This window comes from Pseudomonas sp. SST3, assembly GCF_003325755.1.
The window spans coordinates 1-1554 of the sequence record NZ_QORI02000229.1; the positions used below are offsets into that span (position 1 = coordinate 1).

General features: G+C 50.6%; 1 protein-coding gene and 1 pseudogene. Both read right to left on the minus strand.

Annotation, left to right across the window (positions count from 1 at the left end; translation table 11 throughout):
* Positions 1–42 precede the first annotated feature (42 nt).
* Complete coding sequence (locus tag DQ405_RS26885) at positions 43–402, minus strand: co-regulatory protein PtrA N-terminal domain-containing protein (protein WP_041015567.1); 360 nt, start codon at positions 400–402, stop codon at positions 43–45.
* A gap of 538 nt (positions 403–940) precedes the next feature.
* Positions 941–1554, minus strand: a pseudogene (locus DQ405_RS26890) (potassium channel family protein); the annotation flags it as partial.

Consider the following 1554-nt stretch of genomic DNA (forward strand, 5'->3'; position numbering starts at 1 on the left):
GCTAGGCCCAAAGGAGCAAAAAGGCCTGCACGATGGGAAACCTTACGGATGGCACTCCTTATCGGCCATCATCAGCTTATGTTCGCGCATCATCTGAGCCAACACATCGTCAACCAGTTTGTCGTGCTTTTCCATCCAGGCCAGGTGCTCTTCTACAGATATATCCGGGGCAGGATGCTCGTTGTGGAGATTGCTCATTAGTTCTTCAAGCATTTGCATGTGCTCCTTCATGTGCACATGACGCTCACTCGCTGGAGCTCCCTCCGCCTTTACCAACACAGCCTCCGCCTTGTCACGCATCTGCTGCATGCGCTCGAAGACACGATCACTCCCGCCCTCAGCCCAAACCATAGACGACAGCAACAGCGAGCCAATCAGAACCAACGATTTCAACGATTTCATAGAGCGGTCTCCAGAAGTAAGTTTGACCGGCACCTTGGGTGTTTTGCTCAGTAAGGGCCGATTGCACAATGCCCAAGCTCCCATCCTAGACACCTAGCCTGTCAGTCACCTGAAGTTGGGATTACATTTTTGTAAGCATAGGAAGCGCGGTTTGCTTGCACACTTGGCCCACTGACTATGGAGTCAGCCCGCACTAAATTACTGATAGCTGAAGCCGAACCCAAACCGGTGCATACCTGCATCAGGTCTCATCGAAGCAGGATTCAATGTAGATCGGATTAGCTTCGCAGCAACTGATAAAGAAGCTCAAAGCCAGTCCAAGTCCGGCATGATGAACAACGGCATGCCTTGGAAATGATGGGGGATATGGGTGAAATGAAGAACCTACTGGGGAACATCGGTCGCCGATCTCGATTAAGCTCGATCAGGGACTAAAGGTTGGCTACCGTGGCTGGTACTCCTGCGATGAAGCCGCTCGGAATAAATGGTGACCCGTCAAACGAGATAGAAGACCACTGCGTAGTGGCGCATCAGCCATTTACCAAAGCTCCATGTCATCACCATAAACCTGGCGCCATGACCAACCGTCCCGGCGCAGCAATGTCGAAAATAACCGGCGCCGCTGTGCGAGCTGCGGCTGCTCGAAATAGGTCGTTCCATCCTGCTCAAGAGCAATGCCACGTTCTCTCAGTATGGACAGGTTTGGCGTTGGCGGTTTTTCGGCTTTCGCTGGATCGTCGTCCAAGCCACCCTTCACCATGCCAACGTATGCGTCGAGGCTAGTGCGCAACATTTTTAGCGGGAGTTGTATATGTCTAGGCTTAACGGAGCCGTGCACCAGTATTCCACAGGCCTCATCTAGTCTGACTATTGCAGGTATGACAGTCTGTTCAGGATTGCTCGTATGAAAATAGTGGATGACAGGAAACGATTGATGGTTGATCGAATGCTCAAAAATTATTTCACTGAGGGTTAGAAACTGCGGCCCTAATTGCTCAAAGTCAGCTCCGTTGTGCCCGTTAACTATTATTTCCTGTGGTGTTTTACCCATCGCGTTTACATAGAGACTCAGCTTGCTTTGAAGGCTTACTGCGGACAAGACCTGAACAAAATAGGTAATTGCTGAAGTAATAAATACAAGACCCGTGAACG